16 protein-coding genes and 1 pseudogene are annotated in these 21,362 nt (G+C 58.9%); 11 read left to right on the forward strand and 6 right to left on the reverse strand.

The window, feature by feature from the left end; translation table 11 throughout:
• Nucleotides 1-357: 357 nt before the first annotated feature.
• The 4 genes from PMI22_RS19795 (at nucleotide 358) to PMI22_RS19780 (ending at nucleotide 8,807) form a co-directional block, all read left to right on the forward strand.
• Entirely contained in the window at nucleotides 358-2,151 is a 1,794-nt protein-coding gene (locus PMI22_RS19795; RefSeq protein ID WP_007944653.1) for a DUF1302 domain-containing protein, read from the forward strand.
• Between the two features lie 23 nt (nucleotides 2,152-2,174).
• Nucleotides 2,175-3,542 carry a DUF1329 domain-containing protein gene (locus PMI22_RS19790; protein ID WP_007944654.1) on the forward strand — a complete coding sequence of 456 codons (1,368 nt, stop codon included), beginning with the start codon at nucleotides 2,175-2,177 and terminating at the stop codon, nucleotides 3,540-3,542.
• A 140-nt stretch (nucleotides 3,543-3,682) separates the two neighbouring features.
• A complete protein-coding gene (locus PMI22_RS19785; protein WP_007944655.1) occupies nucleotides 3,683-6,244 on the forward strand; it encodes a LuxR C-terminal-related transcriptional regulator in 2,562 nt (853 codons plus the stop codon).
• A gap of 172 nt (nucleotides 6,245-6,416) precedes the next feature.
• Entirely contained in the window at nucleotides 6,417-8,807 is a 2,391-nt protein-coding gene (locus PMI22_RS19780) for a dermonecrotic toxin domain-containing protein (protein ID WP_007944656.1), read from the forward strand.
• Nucleotides 8,808-8,840: 33 nt separating this feature from the next.
• Here PMI22_RS19780 and PMI22_RS19775 read toward each other — a convergent pair whose 3' ends face one another.
• Nucleotides 8,841-9,635, reverse strand: a complete 795-nt coding sequence (locus PMI22_RS19775) for an IclR family transcriptional regulator (protein ID WP_007944657.1) — start codon at nucleotides 9,633-9,635, stop codon at nucleotides 8,841-8,843.
• A 164-nt stretch (nucleotides 9,636-9,799) separates the two neighbouring features.
• On the opposite strand from PMI22_RS19775, the gene hmgA reads away from it, so the two are divergent.
• Genes hmgA through maiA form a run of 3 tightly spaced genes read left to right on the forward strand, consistent with a single transcriptional unit; the run spans nucleotide 9,800 to nucleotide 13,061 of the window.
• Entirely contained in the window at nucleotides 9,800-11,104 is a 1,305-nt protein-coding gene (gene hmgA, locus PMI22_RS19770) for a homogentisate 1,2-dioxygenase (RefSeq protein ID WP_007944659.1), read from the forward strand.
• Between the two features lie 4 nt (nucleotides 11,105-11,108).
• Complete coding sequence (gene fahA, locus PMI22_RS19765) at nucleotides 11,109-12,413, forward strand: fumarylacetoacetase (protein ID WP_007944660.1); 1,305 nt, start codon at nucleotides 11,109-11,111, stop codon at nucleotides 12,411-12,413.
• A gap of 12 nt (nucleotides 12,414-12,425) precedes the next feature.
• Nucleotides 12,426-13,061 carry a maleylacetoacetate isomerase gene (gene maiA, locus PMI22_RS19760; RefSeq protein ID WP_007944661.1) on the forward strand — a complete coding sequence of 212 codons (636 nt, stop codon included), beginning with the start codon at nucleotides 12,426-12,428 and terminating at the stop codon, nucleotides 13,059-13,061.
• 135 nt (nucleotides 13,062-13,196) lie between these two features.
• Here the strand turns inward: maiA and PMI22_RS19755 are convergent, their stop codons facing one another.
• Nucleotides 13,197-14,000, reverse strand: a complete 804-nt coding sequence (locus PMI22_RS19755; protein WP_007944662.1) for a SirB1 family protein — start codon at nucleotides 13,998-14,000, stop codon at nucleotides 13,197-13,199.
• 183 nt (nucleotides 14,001-14,183) lie between these two features.
• Between PMI22_RS19755 and PMI22_RS19750 the strand changes: the two genes are divergently transcribed.
• Nucleotides 14,184-15,203: a Glu/Leu/Phe/Val dehydrogenase family protein gene (locus tag PMI22_RS19750; protein ID WP_007944663.1), complete on the forward strand. Its 1,020-nt coding sequence runs from the start codon at nucleotides 14,184-14,186 to the stop codon at nucleotides 15,201-15,203.
• A 175-nt stretch (nucleotides 15,204-15,378) separates the two neighbouring features.
• Here PMI22_RS19750 and PMI22_RS19745 read toward each other — a convergent pair.
• Nucleotides 15,379-15,618, reverse strand: a pseudogene (locus PMI22_RS19745) (YebG family protein); the annotation flags it as partial.
• A gap of 318 nt (nucleotides 15,619-15,936) precedes the next feature.
• Here PMI22_RS19745 and PMI22_RS19740 point away from each other — a divergent pair.
• The gene (locus PMI22_RS19740; RefSeq protein ID WP_007944665.1) at nucleotides 15,937-16,437 is read left to right on the forward strand and encodes a phosphate-starvation-inducible protein PsiE; all 501 of its coding nucleotides are present in this window, start codon (nucleotides 15,937-15,939) and stop codon (nucleotides 16,435-16,437) included.
• Here the strand turns inward: PMI22_RS19740 and PMI22_RS19735 are convergent.
• Both PMI22_RS19735 and PMI22_RS19730 read right to left on the reverse strand, forming a co-directional pair.
• Nucleotides 16,434-16,751, reverse strand: a complete 318-nt coding sequence (locus PMI22_RS19735; protein ID WP_007944666.1) for a DUF3509 domain-containing protein — start codon at nucleotides 16,749-16,751, stop codon at nucleotides 16,434-16,436. The genes PMI22_RS19740 and PMI22_RS19735 overlap by 4 nt on opposite strands.
• A 387-nt stretch (nucleotides 16,752-17,138) precedes the next feature.
• On the reverse strand, nucleotides 17,139-18,515 hold the full coding sequence (locus PMI22_RS19730; RefSeq protein ID WP_007944667.1) for an L-serine ammonia-lyase: 1,377 nt from the start codon (nucleotides 18,513-18,515) through the stop codon (nucleotides 17,139-17,141).
• Nucleotides 18,516-18,650: 135 nt separating this feature from the next.
• On the opposite strand from PMI22_RS19730, the gene PMI22_RS19725 reads away from it, so the two are divergent.
• Nucleotides 18,651-19,598: a LysR substrate-binding domain-containing protein gene (locus PMI22_RS19725; protein ID WP_007944668.1), complete on the forward strand. Its 948-nt coding sequence runs from the start codon at nucleotides 18,651-18,653 to the stop codon at nucleotides 19,596-19,598.
• Nucleotides 19,599-19,811: 213 nt separating this feature from the next.
• Nucleotides 19,812-20,219 carry an HPF/RaiA family ribosome-associated protein gene (locus PMI22_RS19720; RefSeq protein ID WP_007944669.1) on the forward strand — a complete coding sequence of 136 codons (408 nt, stop codon included), beginning with the start codon at nucleotides 19,812-19,814 and terminating at the stop codon, nucleotides 20,217-20,219.
• A 155-nt stretch (nucleotides 20,220-20,374) separates the two neighbouring features.
• Here the strand turns inward: PMI22_RS19720 and PMI22_RS19715 are convergent, their stop codons facing one another.
• Nucleotides 20,375-21,250 carry an AraC family transcriptional regulator gene (locus PMI22_RS19715; RefSeq protein WP_007944670.1) on the reverse strand — a complete coding sequence of 292 codons (876 nt, stop codon included), beginning with the start codon at nucleotides 21,248-21,250 and terminating at the stop codon, nucleotides 20,375-20,377.
• Nucleotides 21,251-21,362: the final 112 nt, after the last annotated feature.

Here is a 21,362-nt window from a genome sequence, read left to right on the forward strand (position 1 = left end):
CCGGCACACCACACCCATGTAGCAGCTGTCGAGCAACGCGAGGCTGCGTCCGGCTGCGAAGCAGTCGTAGTCCGTTCGCACTAATTCATCCTGAGAAATCGCGATTGCCAATTTGACGACTGCTGCGCAGCCGGACGCAGCCTCGCGTTGCTCGGCAGCTGCTACAAGTCGGATTTAGCCTCACCCATGCATCTGACTGATAACCCTCCATCCAGCCCATCCATGCCCCGCGCAAACCCGCGTCCTGCCTGGCCATTCATCCTTTAGAGGTACACCACGAATACCTCCTTGGTGCGCTTATCGCTCCCGGGTTGCGGCAGTAGGGTGAGGCCTTCTGTCACTCACCGGGGAAGACGCATGACAAAAACAACAATGCGCGCCATCTTCACACCGCACGCGCTGGCCGCTGCGGTTGCCTTGGGCTGCTGTGCCCAGGCGCAGGCTGTTTCATTCAATATCGGGGAGATCGAGGGGACGTTTGACTCCTCACTGTCCGTCGGCGCGAGTTGGGGCATGCGCGATGCCAAAGATGCTTTGGTGGGCACTGTCAATGGCGGGACCGGGCAGTCATCGACGGGGGATGACGGGCGTCTGAATTTCGAGAAGGGCGAAACCTTCTCCAAAATCTTCAAGGGTATTCACGACCTTGAGTTGAAGTACGGCGATACCGGTGTGTTCGTGCGTGGCAAGTACTGGTACGACTTCGAGTTGCAGGACGAAACTCGCCCGTTCAAGCAAATCAGTGACCACGGCCGCAAAGAAGGCGCCAAGTCCGCAGGCTCGCAAATTCTCGACGCCTTCGTTTATCACAACTACTCCATCGCCGAACTTCCGGGCAGCGTGCGCGCCGGTAAGCAAGTGGTGAGCTGGGGTGAAAGTACGTTCATCGGCAACTCGATCAACAGCATCAACCCGGTGGACGTTTCTGCGTTTCGTCGTCCGGGTGCCGAGATCAAGGAAGGCCTGATTCCGGTGAACATGCTGTACGTTTCCCAAGGCCTGACGGATCAGCTCTCGGTCGACGCGTTCTACCAACTGGAGTGGGACCAGACTGTTGTCGACAACTGCGGCACCTTCTTCGCTGTCGACGTCGTGGCGGATGGTTGCAACAACAATTACACCGTCGGCAGTCCCGCGATTGCTCCATTGGCGCCGGTGGCCGCAGCGTTCGGCCAGCCGATTCTGGTTACCCGCGAAGGTGTGGTCGTTCCCCGTGGCGGCGACCGCGATGCGCGGGACTCCGGACAATGGGGTACTGCCTTGCGCTGGCTCGGTGATGACACCGAGTACGGCCTGTATTTCATGAACTACCACAGCCGCACACCCAATGTCGGCACCGTCACGGCCGGCGCCTCGACGCTGGCCAGCCTGCCGGGCATGGTCGCCACAGCCAACCGTTTGGCACCGGGAAGCGGTGCGGGTCTGGCCCAAAGTGTGATGCTGGGTCGTGGTCAGTATTACCTCGATTACCCCGAAGACATTCAACTCTACGGCGCCAGTTTCTCCACCACCTTGCCTACCGGCACCGCGTGGAGCGGTGAGATCAGCTATCGCCCGAACGCTCCGGTGCAGGTCAGCACCAACGACCTGACGCTGGCGTTGATCAACCCGATTGCCGGTGGTGCCGCATCGCCCATCGTCACGACACCTGGCGGTGACAACAAAGGCTATCGCCGCAAAGAAGTCACGCAAATCCAGAGCACCATGACGCAGTTCTTCGACCAGGTGCTGGGCGCTCAACGTCTGACCATTGTCGGTGAAGCGGCAGCGGTATTCGTCGGTGGTCTGGAGCCGCGCAGCGAACTGCGTTATGGCCGCGACTCGGTCTACGGCCAGTACGGTTTCGGCGGCGACACCGAAGGCTTTATCACCTCGACTTCCTGGGGCTACCGCGCCCGGGCCATCCTTGACTACGCCAACGTAATTGGCGGGGTCAACCTCAAACCCAACTTGTCTTGGGCGCACGACGTCGCCGGCTACGCCCCCAACGGGGTGTTCAACAAAGGCTCCAAGGCGGTCAGCGTTGGTGTCGATGCCGACTACCGCAACACCTATACCGCGAGCCTCAGTTACACCGATTACTTTGGCGGTGACTACAACGTCCTCGAAGACCGCGACTTCGTGGCGTTGAGCTTCGGCGTGAACTTCTGATCTGGCTGAGAAGGATGAATTCAATGAACAAGATGATTCTGCAATGCGGCGCCCTGGCCCTGAGCTTGCTGGCTGTCAACGTGATGGCGGCAGTCTCGCCGGAAGAAGCGAACAAACTCGGCACCAGCCTCACACCGCTGGGCGCCGAAAAGGCTGGCAACGCCAGCGGCACGATCCCGGCCTGGACCGGTGGCCTCCCGAAAAACGCCGCCCCGGTGGACAGCAAAGGCTTCCTGTCTGACCCGTTCGCCAGCGAAAAGCCGCTGTTTGTCATCACCGCCGCGAACGTCGACAAGTACAAGGACAAGTTGTCGGAAGGCCAGGTGGCGATGTTCAAGCGCTATCCGCAAACCTACAAGATCCCGGTATACCCAACCCACCGTACCGTGACCGCGCCACCGGAAATCTTCGAGTCGGCCAAGCGCAGCGCACTGAATACGTCCACCATCAACGACGGTAACGGCCTGACGGGTTTCACGGGCGAACGTTACTACGCGTTCCCGATTCCCAAGAACGGCGTCGAAGTGTTGTGGAACCACATCACCCGTTACCACGGTGGCAACATCAAACGCATCATCACCCAGGTGACCCCGCAAACCAACGGCAGCTACACGCCGATTCGCTTCGAGGAAGAAATCTCCGTCCCGGAACTGATAAAGGATCTGGACGCGGACAAAGCCGCCAACGTGTTGACCTTCTTCAAACAGTCAGTCACCGCGCCGGCGCGTCTGGCGGGTAACGTGCTGCTGGTGCACGAAACCCTCGATCAGGTGAAGGAGCCGCGTCTGGCGTGGATCTACAACGCCGGGCAGCGTCGTGTACGTCGCGCCCCGCAAGTGGCTTATGATGGCCCGGGCACCGCATCCGATGGTCTGCGCACGTCCGACAACTTCGACCTGTTCTCCGGTGCGCCGGATCGCTACGACTGGAAACTGGTCGGCAAGAAGGAAATGTACATCCCCTACAACAGCTACAAACTCGACTCGCCGAGCCTCAAATACGACGACATCGTCAAGGCCGGCCATATCAATCAGGACCTGACCCGTTATGAGCTGCACCGTGTCTGGGAAGTGATCGGTACAGTCAAGCCGAGCGAGCGCCATATCTACGCCAAGCGCCACATGTACATCGACGAAGACAGCTGGCAAGCCGCGCTGGTGGATCACTACGACGGTCGCGGTCAATTGTGGCGAGTGGCAGAGGGGCATTCTGAGTACGTCTACGATCACCAGGCTCAGGCTTATACGCTGGAAGCGCTCTACGACATTATTGCCGGCCGCTACATCGCGCTTGGAATGAAGAACGAAGAGAAACACAGTTACCAGTTTGGCTTCGTAGCCAAGGCTGCCGACTTCACGCCATCGGCGTTGCGTGCCGAGGGTGTCAGATAAGGAGGTGGATACAGACGCAGGGCAAAAGGCGACCGGGTGGTCGCCTTTTTTATGGGCGCCAATAAGCGTGCTGAATACTTCTCAACAAGCGGGCTAGACAGGTCTAGGGTTGCCCCACAATTATAAAAAGGCACGCCGCAATGACCGCCATGACTCCGTGTCTGGACCGATCTGGATTTTTGCCCCGACTTTCTTCGCATCACCTGTCGCGTGATCGCCTGAGCGAACCGTTGCTGGAGTCGGCCGCGCGGGTGAAATTAATCTGCGCTCCTGCCGGCAGTGGCAAATCGGCGCTGCTCGCCGACTGCCTGTTGCAGGCACCGCCGCATTGCCGCGTCTGCTGGTTGCCACTGTCAGGTATTGCCATGAGCGTGGAGGAGTTTCGTCAGCGTCTGGCGGAGTCACTGGGGATGGCGTCTTCGGAGGAGGCTACGATGCTCCGCGCACTGGCGCGTTTGCAAGCGCCGACCTGGCTGTTTCTGGACGATTATTGCCGTGTGCCAAACCCGGAACTCGACCTGCTGCTGGATCGCATGCTGGCCGTCAGCAGTCCGATGTTGACCTGGTGGCTGGGGACTCGCCGTCGCCCGCAATGCAATTGGCCACGGTTGTTGCTCAACGACGAACTGTTCGAATGTGAGTCCTCGACGCTGGCCTTCAATCAAGCTGAAATCACCTCGCTGTTGCACCACCTGACGCCGGCCGATGCCAACACCGCCGCCAGCAAGATCATCCAGCGCAGCGGCGGCTGGTGTGCCGGGGTTCGCGTGGCTCTGCTGCAAAAATGCGACTGGTCACGCAATGACTCGTTGCACAGTCGAGCGGACACGTTGCTCGATTACCTCGAACACGAACTCTTCACCTCCCTGACCCCGGAGTTGACCGAGGCCTGGCGGGTGCTCGCGCATTTGCCACGATTCAATGCACGGTTATGCGATCACCTGTTTGGCGCGGGTGAGGGCGCGCAATGTCTCAAGACCTTGCAGGAGCTGGGGTGCTTCATCGAGCCCTGGCAAGACTCGACCGACTGGCTACAGATTTTCCCGCCGCTGACGCAATTGATGCGCGACGAACAATGGCCCGCGGGGCGTTCCTGGCATCGTCGCGCGTGTCAGTGGTTCGCCACAGAGCTGGACTGGAAAGCGGCTTTCGAACAGGCGTTGCTGGCTGAAGAGTTCGAAGTCGCCGTGAGCCTGTTGCAGCACTTCAGTTTCGAGCACTTGTTCGAGGAACAGACCGTCGTGCTGTTGTTGCGATTGTATGAGCATCAAGGCGAAGAGCTTATGTTCGGCTCACCGCAACTGGTCGGCTTGATCACGGCAGCCTCGTTGTTTGCCGGGCGATTCGAGCAGGCCGCCGAATGCATCGGGCACTTGTCGCGATTCACGCCGCAGCCGACGGCGATTCTGCAGCAGCAATTGATCGCTCGCTGGCAGGCCCAACAAGGCTGGTTGCTGCATTTGCAGGGGCGTATGGAAGCTTCGCGCGCACATTTTATCGATGCACTTAATGACCTTGGCCCCGACCTATGGACCGTGCGCGTGATGAGCCTGTCGGGTTTGACGCAGCAGGCCTTGCTGCGGGGCGAGCTCGATGTGGCGCAGGCGTTGAACCGTGAAGCGTTGTGCCTGGCGCGTGCGCAAGGCTCGCTGGTGTTCGAAGGACTCCTGGAGCTCGATCATGCGCAATTGCTTGAACAGCGTGGCGCTCCCCAGCGCGCGGAAAGCTTGCTCGCGAACATTCATGAGTTGCTGAGTCAGCCAGTCGAGCGACCAGTGCCGTTGCTCGGTCGAATCGCGCTGCGCAGGGGGCGGCTTGCACTGTGCCTGGGACACGATGAACGCGCCGAGGCTTTTTTTCAGGCCGGCCTGCAGCAGTGCTTACGCAGCTACGACAAGCGCGTGCTGTATGGCTTTCTTGGTCTGGCACAAGTGGCGGCTAATCAACGCGATTATGCCCAAGCGTTTGTCCTGCTGCGCGACGCAGAGCGACTGATGCAGCAACGGCATATTCCTGACACGGTTTATCGCGGTGTCTTGCTGCAAATCAGTAGCCATTTCTGGTTGCAACAGGGACGTGCCGAACTGGCGTGCGAGGCCTTGGGGCGTGTGCTCAAACACTATCGCGGACCCCAGGCGCGTCAGGCGCCCCCGGCCACGCTTGAGCTGATACCGCGCATCGAGTATTTGTTGATCCTCGCCCGAACTCGGTCAGAGCTGGATGCAATCGATGCAGCAGCACAGGTTGAATCTTTGATGAAGCAGGCTCAGACGCGTGGAATGTGGGCGCTCGCTACCGAATTACAACTGGCTCTGGCGGAAGTGTTGTGGCTTGGCGGTCAAACCACGAAGGCCAGCGATGTGTTGCAGGAGGGAGTGGTCAGCGTTACCCGGTATCAAACATTCCAGGCGTTAAATGAGTTGCACCTGCGTCAGCCTTTGTTGCTGCACGATGAGCAGACCTCACTATTGTCTTGCCATCAACTTTACAGTCGTGCAGATGCAACGGAAACATTAAGTCAGCGTGAGCTGCAAGTTCTAAAGCTGATTGCGCTTGGTCATTCCAATCAAGAAATTGCCGATGCTCTGTTTATATCGTTGCATACCGTTAAAACCCATAGCCGGCGAATACATGGAAAGTTGCGGGTTGAGCGCAGGACGCAAGCAGTGGCGAAGGCAAAGTTGTTGGGGTTGTGGGAGTGATTCAGGTGATCAGCAAAGCACCAGGATTGATGTTCAAGGGTTGGGTTTTTACATAGGGTTTTAATTGTAAATAGCTGGTATTGCTTAGTGGTTTGGGTGTTGTTTTGTCTTGGGGTAATTTTGGCTGTGCGAGTTTTTCGCTCTTTCAATTTTATTAACCAAAGGCAGCGATATGAACGTAGTGAGCAACTACTTACCCGATACTAATGGTCGTCGTCCGCAGTGGTTTGAACGTGCCAATATTAGCGAACAATTAGATTTTGTCGAGCTTGAACAACAGTTGGTTGCCAGTCAGTCCGAACTGGATAAACAACTGGGAGCACACGCCAGTCTTCGGACCTACGCAAAAAGCATTGCCAGTCAGTTGCTGCAGCTGGAATTTGGCAGCACGCTGGATCCCGACAATCTGATGACCACCAGCCGTTACAGCTTCAATGTGGGCGGGCGTCGAGTCATGCAGGAAGACAAACGGTCCCTCACGGATTTGCTCCTGTGCGGCCTGCACGAGGAAGGATGGCGGGGGTGGATCACCTTTGTCGGTGAGGATCTTCCTTCCGGATTGAACCAGCAATGGTTGGAGAAAGTGCTGACCGAAGACGTTCGCGCTGCTTATGGCGCTGAACTAAGGGCTATGTTCCAGCGCACTGAGGTGCTCGCCGCCATGACCCGCGTCACCCGGTGTCAATTACTGGTGAGTGCCTTTGGCGCGAAGCTTCAGGGGCATCTCGGCGATGCCGGTCTTCATCGTGTTCAACGTGCGGTGGACGGAAATGCGAACCTGATGATCGCGCCGTTACAACTGCGCGACGAAACCCGCCCACTCAGGGAACTGGTTACCGTCGGCAGCCGCATCCCCAGCGAGGATGATTGGCTTTTGTATGCTCCGGATTCGCCGGGTGGACAAGACTGGTACGAATTGCCATCCCTCAGGCGATTGAGCCTGGATATCGGCGGATGGACGGCAACGTCAGAGGGACGCGACTACCTGCAGTGGCACTCCCATGCGGTGGATCGCGAGGTAATCAGCGGTTATCTGAAACAGGTCTCCAAACTGCCCAATCTGTGGCGAGGAGTGGCGCTCGCGCCTACCCCTTACACAGGGGCTGAAGTTTTGAACCCGGTTGTTTACAACCATCGGGCTTGGCTCGTGGCGCAGGAAGAAAACCACACGCCCTATGGTTATCGCACCGCGACCGATCAGCAACGCCAAAACTTTACCCGGATCAATTGCGAACTCCGCGCACTGAAAACAATTGAAGTTCGCGAGGGTGGTTTTGTCAGCTATGAGCGTTTTTGTCATCAACTGATCAAGCAAGGAATAGAAGAACACCTTCTGAGCAAAGGCGAGCGTATCGAGATCAACCCAGATCATATTTATGTGGAAATTACACCGGAACAAAAGATGACGCTGACGCAGTTAATTGTCGGCGAAGTGGTGTTTTACGCAGATAACGAAAAGTCCCATTACCCGCGTTTTACTGTGGAGGCTGGCCACCCCTCAATCAATAATCTCCCTATCAATGATCTCGCCATACATTCGAGAATATTACGGCCCGGCGAAAAGTACATCGACATGTTGCGCGCCAATTATATCGACCGCTCCAAAGGTTATTTCAAGCAGCAATTATCCAAGGCGATCATGCAACGCCAGATGCGCGTGGCAATCATGCAGGCACTGTTCACCGGCCGGTTGGCCAAGGAACATTTCGAGGAGCTGGTGAAGGTCGTCGAAGCGTTCGATCAACCGCAAAAGGCAAGCCCCTTGGGCGAGGCACCTGACGAGGTGCGCCACAGTGCGCTGTACAAACTTCATCTGAGGGGACGTTTAGTCGTCGGGGTGTTCGTCTTCAGGCTGCATGTTGCCGGGAAGATCGTGGAATATCTGTTTACCCCGGATGCTCCGGATGGACGTGAGTTGAGGCCATTCGAGGACTTCGTGAGAGCGGTGAAAACCCACGGCCTCGGCGACTACTTCTGTGATCGGGTGTTTGGGAAATATCAGCCGCAGGTGGGTACATATCTGACGGATCTTGAGCAGCAAGCCAACTTCACCGAGGCGCCGACACTGGAGCGTAATAGTCGCGTCACAGATTTGTACTGGTGCTATTACGACGTGGTGACCAAGGTCATTTCTGATGTCGACGAGAAAACACGAAGCCTTGAAGAGATTATCACCGGCCTGGTGTACAACGCCGTCGTGTCGGCGGTGAGCGTCATTGCCATTGTCTACGCCCCCGTCGGTATCGCATTGAGTGTCGCCTTGCTGGCTCAGAATTTGGTGCAAGGTGTTCATGCCTATACCGAGGGTAATCGGTCCAAAGCCCTGAGTCATTTCGCGAAGGCGGTGATTGAGTTGGCGGCCTTGGGCAAGGCAGGTCTGGGAAAGTCGGGTGCTACTGCAGTGCAGAAAAGCCTGATCGGATTGCTGGGGGATGTGTACACCGTGGAAAAACTGTTTGCTGAAATATCCGGGCAGCCCCGATTACATGAGCGGGCGCTGGAGGTCATTCAGGAAGTTCTCGACGACCCTGAGAGCATCACCAGTAAAACCACCATCCGCTAATGGCAATGGCTGATCGCCGATGTCCTGCCGGGCTCAGCGACTGACATCATCGGCCTGATACCCCATCCGCCAACTCACGGCCCGTGTCGCCGTCAGCAAACGCTGCGCCGCCGGGCCGTTCTCGTCGGCGTGAAACAATGAGGCCGGGCCGACAATGGTCATGACCGCTGCCACGTTCCCGATGGCGTTGAAGACCGGTGCTGACAATGCATCGACCCCGGGCATCAGCAAACCATGCACATGGTGCAGGCCGCGTTCGCGAATCTGTTCGCACAATGCCGAGTAAGCCTGGTCGTCCGCCAGGACATGGAGGCTGCCGGTTTGCAGCTCCTGCGCGCGCAAGTCGACGGTTTCACGCTTTGGCAGGAACGCTCCGAACACCAGCCCCGTGGACGAACTCAACAGCGGCAACACCGATCCCAATTGCGTCACCACCGTCACCGCGCGTACGGCGGGTTCGATGTGCACCACGGTCGCACCCTGATTGCCCCACACCGCCAAAAAGCAGGTTTCATTCAGTTCATCGCGCAGTTCGGCCAGAGGCAGGGCGGCGACTTTCAGCACGTCCATACTGTTGAGTGCCGCCAGCCCCACGCGCAACGCTTCACGGCCCAGGCCATAGTGGTTGGTGGCGGTATTTTGTTCGGCAAATCCGCTGGCGATCAGCGCCTGCAAATAGCGGTGAACCTTGCTCGCCGGCATCTGCACGTGTTCAGCCAGGCGCGAAAGCGAGGTCGAGGGCGACAACTCGGCCAAGGCCTTGAGAATGTCGGTGCCGACCTCGGCCGAGCGGACTTTTTGCTTGTCGTTGTTGCGCGGCGTTTCCATGGAGGCAGTCTGATCCCGGGACGAATGGGCGTCTTTATAGCTTGACGGTCAATACCAATCAAATTACGTTATGCGTAATCAAATTACGATAAAAATAACCCGGGCGTGCCGAACCTCTGCAATAGAGTGACAGGTCATCGCCTTCTCCCTGTTCAGGAGGCTCCATGAACCCTGATTCAACCGCGCCAGCGCTGGCTTATCAGTCTGGCTTCGGCAACGAGTTCAGCAGTGAAGCGTTGCCCGGCGCATTGCCCGTTGGCCAGAACTCCCCGCAAAAAGCCCCCTATGGCCTCTACACTGAATTGTTCTCCGGCACCGCGTTCACCATGGCCCGCAGTGAAGCGCGGCGTACCTGGATGTACCGCATTCAGCCCTCGGCCAATCACCCGGCGTTCGTCAAACTGGATCGGCAACTGGCTGGCGGCCCCTTGGGTGAAGTAACCCCCAACCGCCTGCGCTGGAACCCGTTGGAGATCCCGAGCGAGCCCACCGATTTCATCGATGGTCTGGTCAGCATGGCCGCCAACTCGGGTGCGGAAAAACCGGCCGGAATCAGCATCCATAGCTACCGCGCCAACCGTTCCATGGAGCGCGTGTTCTTCAACGCCGACGGCGAATTGCTGCTGGTGCCGGAGCTCGGCCGTTTGCGCATCGCCACCGAACTCGGCGTGCTGGAGCTTGCGCCGCTGGAAATCGCCGTGCTGCCACGCGGGCTGAAATTCCGCGTCGAACTGCTCGACCCACAAGCTCGCGGTTACATCGCCGAGAACCACGGCGCACCGCTGCGTCTGCCGGACCTTGGGCCGATCGGCAGCAATGGCCTGGCCAACCCGCGGGACTTCCTGACGCCGGTTGCACATTACGAGAACCTCAAACAACCGACCACGCTGGTGCAGAAATTCCTTGGCCAGTTGTGGGGCTGCGAGCTCGATCATTCGCCGCTCAACGTGGTCGCCTGGCACGGCAATAACGTGCCGTACAAATATGACCTGCGCCGTTTCAACACCATCGGCACGGTCAGTTTCGATCACCCGGACCCGTCGATCTTCACCGTCCTGACCTCGCCAACCAGTGTGCATGGCCTGGCCAACCTGGACTTCGTGATCTTCCCGCCACGCTGGATGGTCGCCGAGAAAACCTTCCGTCCGCCGTGGTTCCACCGCAACCTGATGAACGAGTTCATGGGCCTGATCAAGGGCGAGTACGATGCCAAGGCCGAAGGCTTCGTGCCCGGCGGCGCGTCCTTGCACAGTTGCATGAGCGCTCACGGCCCGGATGGCGAAACCTGCACCAGGGCGATCAACGCGGACCTTGCTCCGGCGAAAATCGACAACACCATGGCCTTCATGTTCGAGACCAGCCAGGTATTGCGCCCTAGCCGTTTCGCGCTGGATTGCCCGCAACTACAAACTAATTACGATGCCTGCTGGGCCACGCTGCCCGCCACTTTCGACCCGACCCGGAGATAACCCCATGACTCAGACTTCCATCACTCGTAGCTGGGTTGCCTCCGCCAACGGTCATGCCGATTTCCCGCTGCAAAACCTGCCCTTGGGTGTGTTCAGCGTAAACGGCTCTGCCCCGCGCAGCGGCGTGGCGATTGGCGAGCAAATTTTTGATCTGGAAGCAGCGCTGGAAGCAGGCCTGTTCGATGGCGCTGCCAAAGTTGCCGTTGAAGCGACCCGTGGCGGTCAGTTGAACGCGTTCTTCGAATTGGGCCGCGAGGCTCGTGTTGCCCTGCGTGAACGCCTGATCGAACTGTTCAAGGATGGCAGCACCCTGCACGGCAAGATCGAAGCCCAGGGCGCAAAACTGCTGCCATTGGCGGCCAACTGCACGATGCACCTGCCCGCGAAAATCAACGATTACACCGACTTTTACGTTGGCATCGAACACGCGCAAAACGTCGGCAAACTGTTCCGCCCCGACAACCCGCTGCTGCCGAACTACAAGTACGTGCCCATCGGCTACCACGGTCGCGCCTCTACCATCCGCCCGTCCGGCACTGACGTTCGACGTCCGATAGGGCAGACCTTGCCGGCCGGTCAGACCGAGCCGACATTTGGTCCGTGCGCGCGCCTGGATTACGAACTGGAACTGGGTATCTGGATCGGCCAGGGCAACGAAATGGGCGACTCGATCGCCATTGGTGACGCCGCTGATCACATCGCCGGTTTCTGCTTGCTGAACGATTGGTCGGCGCGTGACATTCAAGCGTGGGAATACCAGCCGTTGGGGCCGTTCCTGTCGAAAAGCTTCATCACCAGCATCTCGCCGTGGGTCGTCACCGCCGAGGCGCTGGAGCCGTTCCGTCGTGCCCAGCCTGCGCGCCCTGAAGGCGATCCGCAGCCGCTGCCGTACCTGTTCGACAAGCGCGACCAGGCCGCTGGCGGTTTCGATATCGAACTGGAAGTGCTGCTGCTCACCGAAGGCCTGCGCGAGCAAAACCTGCCGGCCCATCGCCTGACCCTCAGCAACACCCAACACATGTACTGGACCGTGGCGCAAATGGTTGCGCACCACAGCGTCAACGGTTGCCAGTTGCAGGCCGGCGACCTGTTCGGTTCGGGCACCTTGTCGGGGCCGCAAAACGGTCAGTTCGGCAGCCTGCTGGAAATCACCGAAGGCGGTAAAAAACCTATCGAACTGGCGTCGGGCGAAGTGCGTAAATTCCTTGAAGACGGCGACGAAATCATCCTGCGTGCCCGTTGCAGCCGCGAAGGATTTGCTTCCATCGGCTTCGGCGAGTGCCGCGGTAAAGTATTGCCGGCGCGTTAAGAGGATTGGGTGATGGAACTCTATACCTACTACCGTTCGACCTCGTCTTATCGTGTGCGTATCGCGCTGGCGCTCAAGGGCCTGGATTACCAGGCCCTGCCGGTCAACCTGATTGCACCGCCAGGTGGCGAACATCGACAGCCGGCGTACCTGGGCATCAACCCGCAAGGCCGGGTGCCGGCCTTGCGCACGGATGAAGGCAGTCTGTTGATTCAGTCGCCGGCGATCATCGAGTACCTGGAAGAACGTTATCCACAGGTGCCGCTGCTCTCCAAGGACCTCGTTGCCCGCGCCCGTGAGCGCGGTGTGGCGGCGGTGATCGGTTGCGATGTGCATCCGCTGCACAACGTCAGCGTGCTCAACAAGCTGCGTCAGCTGGGCCATGACGAACCGCAAGTGGTGGAGTGGATCGGGCACTGGATCAGCCAGGGGCTGGCGACGGTGGAACAGTTGATCGGGGATGAAGGTTATTGCTTGGGCGACGAACCGGGATTGGCGGATGTCTACCTGATCCCGCAGCTGTATGCGGCGCAGCGATTCAACATTTCCCTTGAGGCGTACCCACGGATTCGCCGGGTAGCGGCACTGGCGGCCACGCATCCGGCCTTCTTCAAAGCCCACCCGGCCCACCAGCCAGACACCCCATAACGCCAGACTCTGATCCCTGGGCACCTGAACTCTGTGGGAGCCGGGCTTGCCCGCGAAGGCGTAGTGTCAGTCGACATCTACTTTGACTGATACACCGCTTTCGCGAGCAAGCCCGCTCCCACAGGGGATCGCCGATTAATGGACGATGGCGTTGGGTGGCAGGTGCCCGAGGCGCTCAGTCAGGCGAATTCGCTGGATCGGGTCGTCGCTGAGCAATAGCGCATGCTCCAGGTCGAAGCGTTCGGCATTCGGGCAGTCCAGTCGTTGATAGAGGCTCGCACGAGCCAGGTAATCGGCGGCGTTGGCGTTGCCCAGTTCCAGCACACGTTCGGCGTCGACCAGGGCGCCGATGTAGTCATCGTGGGAGAGGTGCAGTTGACGCAGGTTTCGCGACAGGCGTTGCAGCATCTGCACCGGATCAGCCGTCAGTAAATGGTCAGCGCTGAGTTTCATGTTCGGGCCGTACTGGCGGTGCAGCAGTTCCCGGCAGTCGTTGGGGTACAACCGACGTCCGCCACAGGGATCGAGCAAGTGGTCGGCGCCCGGAACCCGCAGCAGGAAGTGCCCGGGGAAATTGACCCCCACCAGCGGGATTTCCAGGCGTCTGGCCAACTCCAGCGCAATCAACCCCAGTGACAGCGGCTGCCCGCGTCGCAGTTCCAGCACTTTATTGAGCAAGGCCACTTGTGGGCGCAGCGGTGTGAAGTCGTCCTGGGCGAACCCCAGGTCATTCATCCGCCGCAACAATGGCTGGGCTAGTTCGCTGACCGGTAGCATCGGCAAGCCATAGCTGACCTGCTGTGTCAGGTCGTTGAAGTTGGCCAGCACCGCCTCGGGATTCAGCTGGGTATCGTGCTCGACCGCCATCCACAGTGCCGCCTCGAACAGCGCGGGCGGTGAACGGTTCAGGCAATCGAAGAAGCATTGGCGAGGCGTCATCAAAATCTCCGGCGAATGCCTCGTTTTAGCCCCGTCTCCGGCATTCGTCCAGTGCTGCACACATGCAGTTTCGGGTTATGTCCAAAAGCCCTCAAAGCAACGCTGCTTATTCCGGTGTGCTTCTGCAATTTTTAGGCGCAAGCCTATACTGGCGACTACAAGAAGTGATTCGGGAGCCCCACGATGTTCGCTCTCATGCAAAGCACTCGCCTTGAATCGCTGCATCTGAGTGTCGACTCGGTCACCGGGTTGAAGGCGGTCATTGCCATTCATAACAGTCGGCTCGGGCCTGCCCTGGGTGGTTGTCGTTACCTTGCCTATCCCAGCGACGAATCGGCGGTCGAGGATGCCATACGCCTTGCGCAAGGCATGAGTTACAAGGCTGCACTGGCCGGGCTGGCCCAGGGCGGCGGCGTGGCGGTGATCGTTCGCCCGGTTCATGTAGAAAATCGCGGCGCACTGTTCGAAGCCTTCGGGCGCTGTATTGACCAGCTCGACGGCCGCTATATCACCGCCATCGACAGCGGCACCTCGGTGGCCGACATGGATTGCATCGCCCAGCAGACTCAACACGTTACCAGCACCACGTCGGCGGGCGACCCTGCGCCGCATGCCGCCATGGGCGTTTTCACCGGGATTCGAGCGACGGCGATGGCGCGGCTGGGCAGCGATAATCTGGAAGGCTTGCGCGTGGCCATCCAGGGTTTGGGCAACGTCGGTTATGCACTCGCCGAACAACTGCACGCGGCTGGCGCGGAATTGCTGGTCAGCGATATTGATCACGGCAAGGTGCAACTGGCGATGGAGCAACTGGGCGCTCACCCGATTGCCAACGACGCACTGCTCAGCACGCCGTGCGACATCCTCGCGCCCTGTGGCCTGGGTGGCGTGCTCAACAGCCACAGTGTGACGCAATTGCGCTGCTCGGCGGTGGCCGGCTCGGCGAACAACCAGCTGACGCACCTGGAAGTCGCCGATCAACTGGAACGGCGAGGCATTCTGTATGCGCCGGATTACGTGATCAATTCGGGCGGGCTGATCTACGTTTCCCTCAAACACCGTGGCGAAGAACTGACGACCATCACCGCGCACCTGTCGAAAATCGCCTCACGCCTGACCGAGGTCTTCGCCCATGCCCAGGCGGAAAAACGTTCTCCGGCGCGGGTGGCGGATGAATTGGCAGAGAAGGTGTTGTACCGCTGAGTCAATCCGTTATTCCAGACATGAAAAAGGCCCTGAGTCAGTCGACTCAGGGCCTATTCAATTTGGGCGTTGCTTACTTCGGCGTCTTGGTCGCTTTGGCTGGCTTGGTCGGCTCAGCGGCTTCAATGGCCTCGACAGGTTCGGCTTGCGCGGCGACTTCAACCGGCGCATTCAGCAGTTCGGACAGTGCATCCGGCTGGCTCTTGAATGCCTTGGCGAACACATCGCGATTCTTCGCCATGTAGATCCCGGCTTCTTCCACTTGCTGCTCGGTCAGGGACGGAACGGCTTTTTGTAACACTTCAGCCAGCAATTCGGCCAGTTCGAGCATTTTGTCATGACGGTCAGCTTCGGCTTTATCCATGAACAAGCGCTCCAGATCTCGGCTGCTGCGGTATACCACTTCGACGGCCATTCACCACCTCACATGCCTTCACATTTAGTTGTCTGTTTCGACCACTGTATTTATATACAGCGAAAAGGATAAGCGAATCCCTGCGCTTTGGGTAGTGGCTTTTCAATGTAGACCGAAATTGGCGGTTGTGAACCCTGTGGGAGCAGGCGGTGCGACGATTCGACTTGCCCGCGATGGCGTTGGTGAAAACACTAAAAAAGTGTCCAGTAACAATCCATCACCTTCTCATCCATAGCCTCTGGCCTTTTTTCTGCATGCAGAACAACCGTCACGTCCATCCCGCATCATCCGCTCAAACCGAGCTAAGGAAGCATCATCGTGAAAATCAACTGGGCCGAGAACCTGCGGCAGAACGTGCATCAACTGGCCGAGTCCCTGGGCAACCTGTTCGTCGAGACCTTCCACTACCTGGCGCTGTTTGCCATTGGTGCGGTGACCGCGTGGGCCGCCGTGATGGAATTTCTGGGGATGATCGAAGCAGGACACATCAAGATCGACGACATCTTGCTGCTGTTCATCTACCTGGAATTGGGGGCGATGGTCGGGATTTATTTCAAGACCAATCACATGCCGGTGCGATTCCTGATCTACGTGGCAATCACCGCGTTGACGCGGCTGCTGATCTCCAACGTTTCGCACCATAATCCGCCGGATGTCGGGATCATCTACCTGTGCGGCGGGATTCTGCTGCTGGCGTTTGCGATTCTGGTAGTGCGTTACGCCTCGTCGCAATTCCCTTCGGTGAAGATCGAACACCCGCAACGCAAGATCGGTGCGGGTTCCGGTGAACATCCCGAAGTGGAGAAGGGCGAGCTTTAAACCCTGATGGCAGGTCGGGGCTGGCCTTTGAGCGGAGGCGGCGGCAGGGAGTGATTGTCGCCGTCGGTCATGGCTTCGAGGATCGTCATGGCACTCTGGCCTTGTTCGATGGCGATGCCGAATTGAATGCTTTGCACGAGCCGTTTGAGGCGTTTGGGGTCGTTGCGCTGCTCGGCGCTGATCATGCGTTTGGCGACCACGCGGCCAGTGTTGGAGAGGGTCAGCATGATGCTGCCATCCAGACCTTGAATGCTCAGGTTGATCTGGTATTCCGGTGCAAAGGCATCGGTAATGACTTGGAAAGGGTTGTCCATGATGCGTCACCGCCTGATTGAACGTGCAGTTGTTGACCGGCCATGTTCGGGTTGGTTCGCAACTCCGGACCATTGGCAGATCGTTCGCTAAGGTTTCAACAGCCTCACCGGTGACGTAGCAAGGGGCATGCCGAAAAAATTGTCGAACAATAATCACGGCAAAAAAGCGACGGACGTTGTGTGCACCGCGATCCGTAGCAGCTGGCGAAGCCTGCGTCCGACTGCGCAGCAGTCGTAAAACCTGAGATTGCGGTCTTTATCAAACACCGCATCATCTGATTTTACGACTGCTGCGCAGCCGGACGCAGGCTGCGCCAGCTGCTACAAAGTGCGATTGCGCCTGCCCGTTTCAGGGCATAAATGAAGAGATGATCGCAGACAGTGCAATCAGCACTCCACCCAGCTCACCGCCAGGCCGCCCCGTGAAGTCTCTTTGTATTTGTCCTGCATGTCAGCGCCGGTATCGCGCATGGTGCGGATCACCCGGTCCAGGGAAATAAAGTGTTTGCCGTCGCCGCGCAGGGCCATTTGCGTGGCGTTGATGGCCTTCACGGCGGCAATCGCGTTGCGCTCGATACAAGGCACTTGCACCAGGCCGCCGACCGGGTCGCAGGTCAGTCCGAGGTTGTGCTCCAGGCCGATTTCGGCGGCGTTTTCCAATTGCTCCGGCGTGGCGCCGAGCACGTCGGCCAGACCGGCGGCGGCCATCGCACAGGCCGAACCGACTTCCCCCTGACAGCCGACTTCAGCGCCGGATATCGAGGCGTTTTTCTTGCACAGAATGCCGACCGCCGCCGCACCCAGAAAGAACGCGACCACATCATCGTCCGACGCGTCCGGGTTGAACTTCATGTAGTAATGCAGCACCGCCGGAATGATCCCCGCCGCTCCGTTGGTCGGTGCCGTGACCATGCGCCCGCCCGCCGCATTCTCTTCGTTCACGGCGAGGGCGAACAGGTTGACCCACTCCATGGCCGACAGGGTGGAGGTGATGACATTCGGCTTGCCGATTTCCAGCAGGCTACGGTGCAATTTCGCGGCACGACGCGGCACATTCAGACCACCCGGCAAGATGCCTTCGTGACGCAGGCCTTGTTCGACACACTCACGCATCACCGACCAGATGTGCAGCAAGCCCTGGCGGATTTCGGCTTCACTGCGCCACGCCAGTTCGTTGGCCATCATCAGTTCAGAAACCCTCAGACCATGCTTGTTGCAGAGCCTGAGCAATTCGGCAGCGCTGGAGAAATCGTAGGGCAGCACTACATCGCTACCGGGCGCAATGCCGGACTCGGCTTGCGCCGCTTCGACGATGAAACCGCCGCCGATCGAATAGTACGTTTGCTCGTAGAGTTCGCCGGTTTCGCCGAAGGCTGTCAGAGACATTGCGTTGGGGTGGTAGGGCAGGCTCTCGTCCAGCAGCAGGAGGTCGCGCTGCCAGTCAAAGGGGACCGCCGCTTTGCCGGCCAGGGACAATTCACCGGTGTCGCGCAGCGTTTGAATGCGGTTGTCGATGGACGTGGGGTCGATGCTGTCCGGCCATTCGCCCATCAGGCCCATGACACAGGCGCGGTCGGTCGCGTGGCCGACGCCGGTAGCGGATAGCGAACCGTACAGGCGGATTTCCACCCGACGTACGGCGTCGAGCAAACCTTGGTCCATCAATGCCTGGGCGAAGGTCGCAGCGGCGCGCATCGGGCCGACGGTGTGGGAACTGGACGGACCGATGCCGACTTTGAAGAGATCAAAAACACTGATAGCCATGCTAAAGCCTATACAAGCAATGGAAGAGGAATCGCTGCCATTTTTGTAGGACGAGCGCAATGTAGGCGATACTGCCAACCTCGGTCTGACGTGACCAACGAAACTTCCTAAGACAGCCTTTAGCAGGACTAAACGATGAGTCGTCAATTGCATGCCCAGACCTATGTCTGGCTGCACGTGTTTTCCTGTGCCGCGCGGCACTTGTCGTTCACCCGTTGTGCCGAAGAACTGCACATCACGCCGGGGGCGGTCAGCCAGCAAATTCGCCAGCTGGAAGAGCGCTTGGGCTTTCGTCTGTTTCATCGTCGTGCCCGGGGCGTGGAACTGAGCGCTGAAGGCCAGCGCCTGGCCATTACGGTCAACGAGGCTTACGGCAGCATCGATGCAGAATTGCGCCGTCTGGACGCCGGAATGATCAGCGGAATTTTGCGGGTGCGCTCGATTCCGTCGTTCCTGAGCAAATGGCTGACCCCACGCCTGCCACGTTTGCAGCAGCGCTTTCCGGACATTCAGCTGCGCCTGGTGGCCGAGGACAGCAGCGTGCCGCTGCACGAGGGCGAATTCGATCTGGCCATCGACCTGAACGATGGCAGTTACCCCGGCCTGTTATCCACAGCCTTGCTCGACGAACAGATCTTCCCGGTCTGCGCCCCCAGCCTGCTACGAGGTCGACCGCCGCTGCATGGCCCGTCGGACCTGATGCATTTCCCGTTGTTGCACGACATCACCGCGTGGCGCGGCAGCTACGAATACGCGGAATGGGAGTTCTATCTCGACGCCATCGGCTTCGAGGGTGCGGATGTGCGACGCGGGCATACCTTCAATCGCAATCACCTGACCATCGAAGCGGCCATTGCCGGAATGGGCGTGGCGATTGCACGCCGCACGTTGCTCAACGATGAACTGGAGCGGGGGGCGTTGATCGTGCCGTTCGGGTTGGCGGTGCCCAATCACAAGCGCTATATGCTGCTGTATGCGCCGGGGGCTTTGAGCCATCCGGGCGTACGCGCGGTGCATGACTGGCTGGTAGAGGAGGCGGGGATTTTTCGAAGTTTGCATCCGCTGGCAGAGCAACAGATGTGAGCAATTGTGACAAACAAGCGAGCGGACCCAACTCCCGACCTTAGCAGCGCTTTTGTCCGTTGTCCGGGTTTTTTTGCTAATCCATATTTATCTTTTTGTAGGGGTTGAAATGTTCCGCGCACACACCGATTGTGTAAGTAAGAGGTCACGGTGACGACGCCCAAGGGCTAGCCGAAAGGCCTCTCGCGAGCTAGCTGAAATAAGGGATGAACTATGCAAATCCAAGTCAACAGCGATAACCATATTCAAAGCAGCATCCGACTGGAGGAGTGGGTACGTACTACCATTGAGAGCACGCTCGAACGTTATGAAGAGGACCTGACCCGCGTCGAGGTTCACCTGCGGGACGAAAACGGCGACAAGCCCGGACCGCATGACATGCGCTGCCAACTGGAAGCGCGGCCAAAAGGCCACCAACCGATTTCTGTCACCCATAAAGCCGCCAACCTGGAACTGGCGATCGACGGCGCGGCCGAAAAACTCGAACATGCGCTGGAACACCTGTTCGGCAAACTGCGGGGCAAACCACGTGCCGCTATTGTGCCGTTTGAGCGAGCCGCAGCCGATGCGCTGCTGGAAGACGAGTTCCTCGAGAACGAACAGGCTGCACAGAACGGCTGATGCCGATTCACTTTTACCTTTCCACCACTGACAACGGGCCTGCTGATGCAGGCCCGTTCTTGTTTCAGGGGTTGCGAGGGTTTACGCATTCCAATGTGGGAGCGAGACCGGCTTGCCGGCGATGGCGGCCTGACAGTCACCGATTATCTTGGGAATTACCGCAAAAACGCCTGCCGATACTCCCCAGGCGTCCCCCCCAAAGCCTGCCGAAATCGATTGGTGAAATGACTCGCACTGGCAAACCCGCACGCCAATGCGATCTCCCCCAACGGCTGCGACGTCGAACGTAATAACTCCCGCGCCCGACTCAGTCTTCGAGCCAGCACGTACTGATGCGGCGGCAAGCCAAAACTCTCCCTGAACATCCGCGCAAAGTGGTACTCCGACAGCGCACACAGCGCAGCCAATTGCCCTAGGCTGATGGCCTCGGCCAACTGGTTATCGATGAAGTCCACCAACTGCCGCCGTTGATGCGCCGCCAATCCACCCTTAAGTCGTAACCCCTCACGCATGCCGACCTGGCCAAGCAACACGTGGCTGAGCATTTCATGGGCCAGGCTGCTGGTCAGCAAGCGTTCTGCGGGTTCGTCCCAGTTGAGGGTGAGCATGTGCCGAAAGCGCCGGGCTTGCGCCGGATCGTCGAGAAAGGTCGCTTCGCGCAATTGCAGTTCGCGTGGTTCGCGGTCCAGCAGCGTGACGCAGCCGAGGGCGAATTGTTCGGGGCTGAAATACAGGTGGGCCAGGCGAATGTCGCTGTTGATGACCCAGCCCGATTGATGTTCGGCGGGCAGAATGCACAACTTGTCCGGGCCGCCCATGGTGCCGGGCTGGTCGCGGCGGAAGGTGCCGGTGCCGCCAGCGATGTAACACGACAGCGTGTGATGGCTCGGCGCTTCGTAGTCCTGGGCATCGTGGTGGTTACTCCACAAGGCTGCAGCCATGCCGTCACCGAGTTCGGCGCTGTGCTCCAGGCGAGCATTGGGCGAACGGTTAAGGGCTTGAAAGACTTGCAGTGTTTCCAGTGCGGGCATGATCAGTAATCTCCAACGCCTTGCATCCTACTCCGTAGACAATGACCTGCCAGCCTCTGCGCTGACAAAAGCGCAAGTTTATGCAAGTGCGAAAAGGTGCGGCGCAGGACAC

It is taken from the genome of Pseudomonas sp. GM21 (genome assembly GCF_000282215.1).
In the GTDB taxonomy this organism is placed as follows: Bacteria; Pseudomonadota; Gammaproteobacteria; order Pseudomonadales; family Pseudomonadaceae; genus Aquipseudomonas.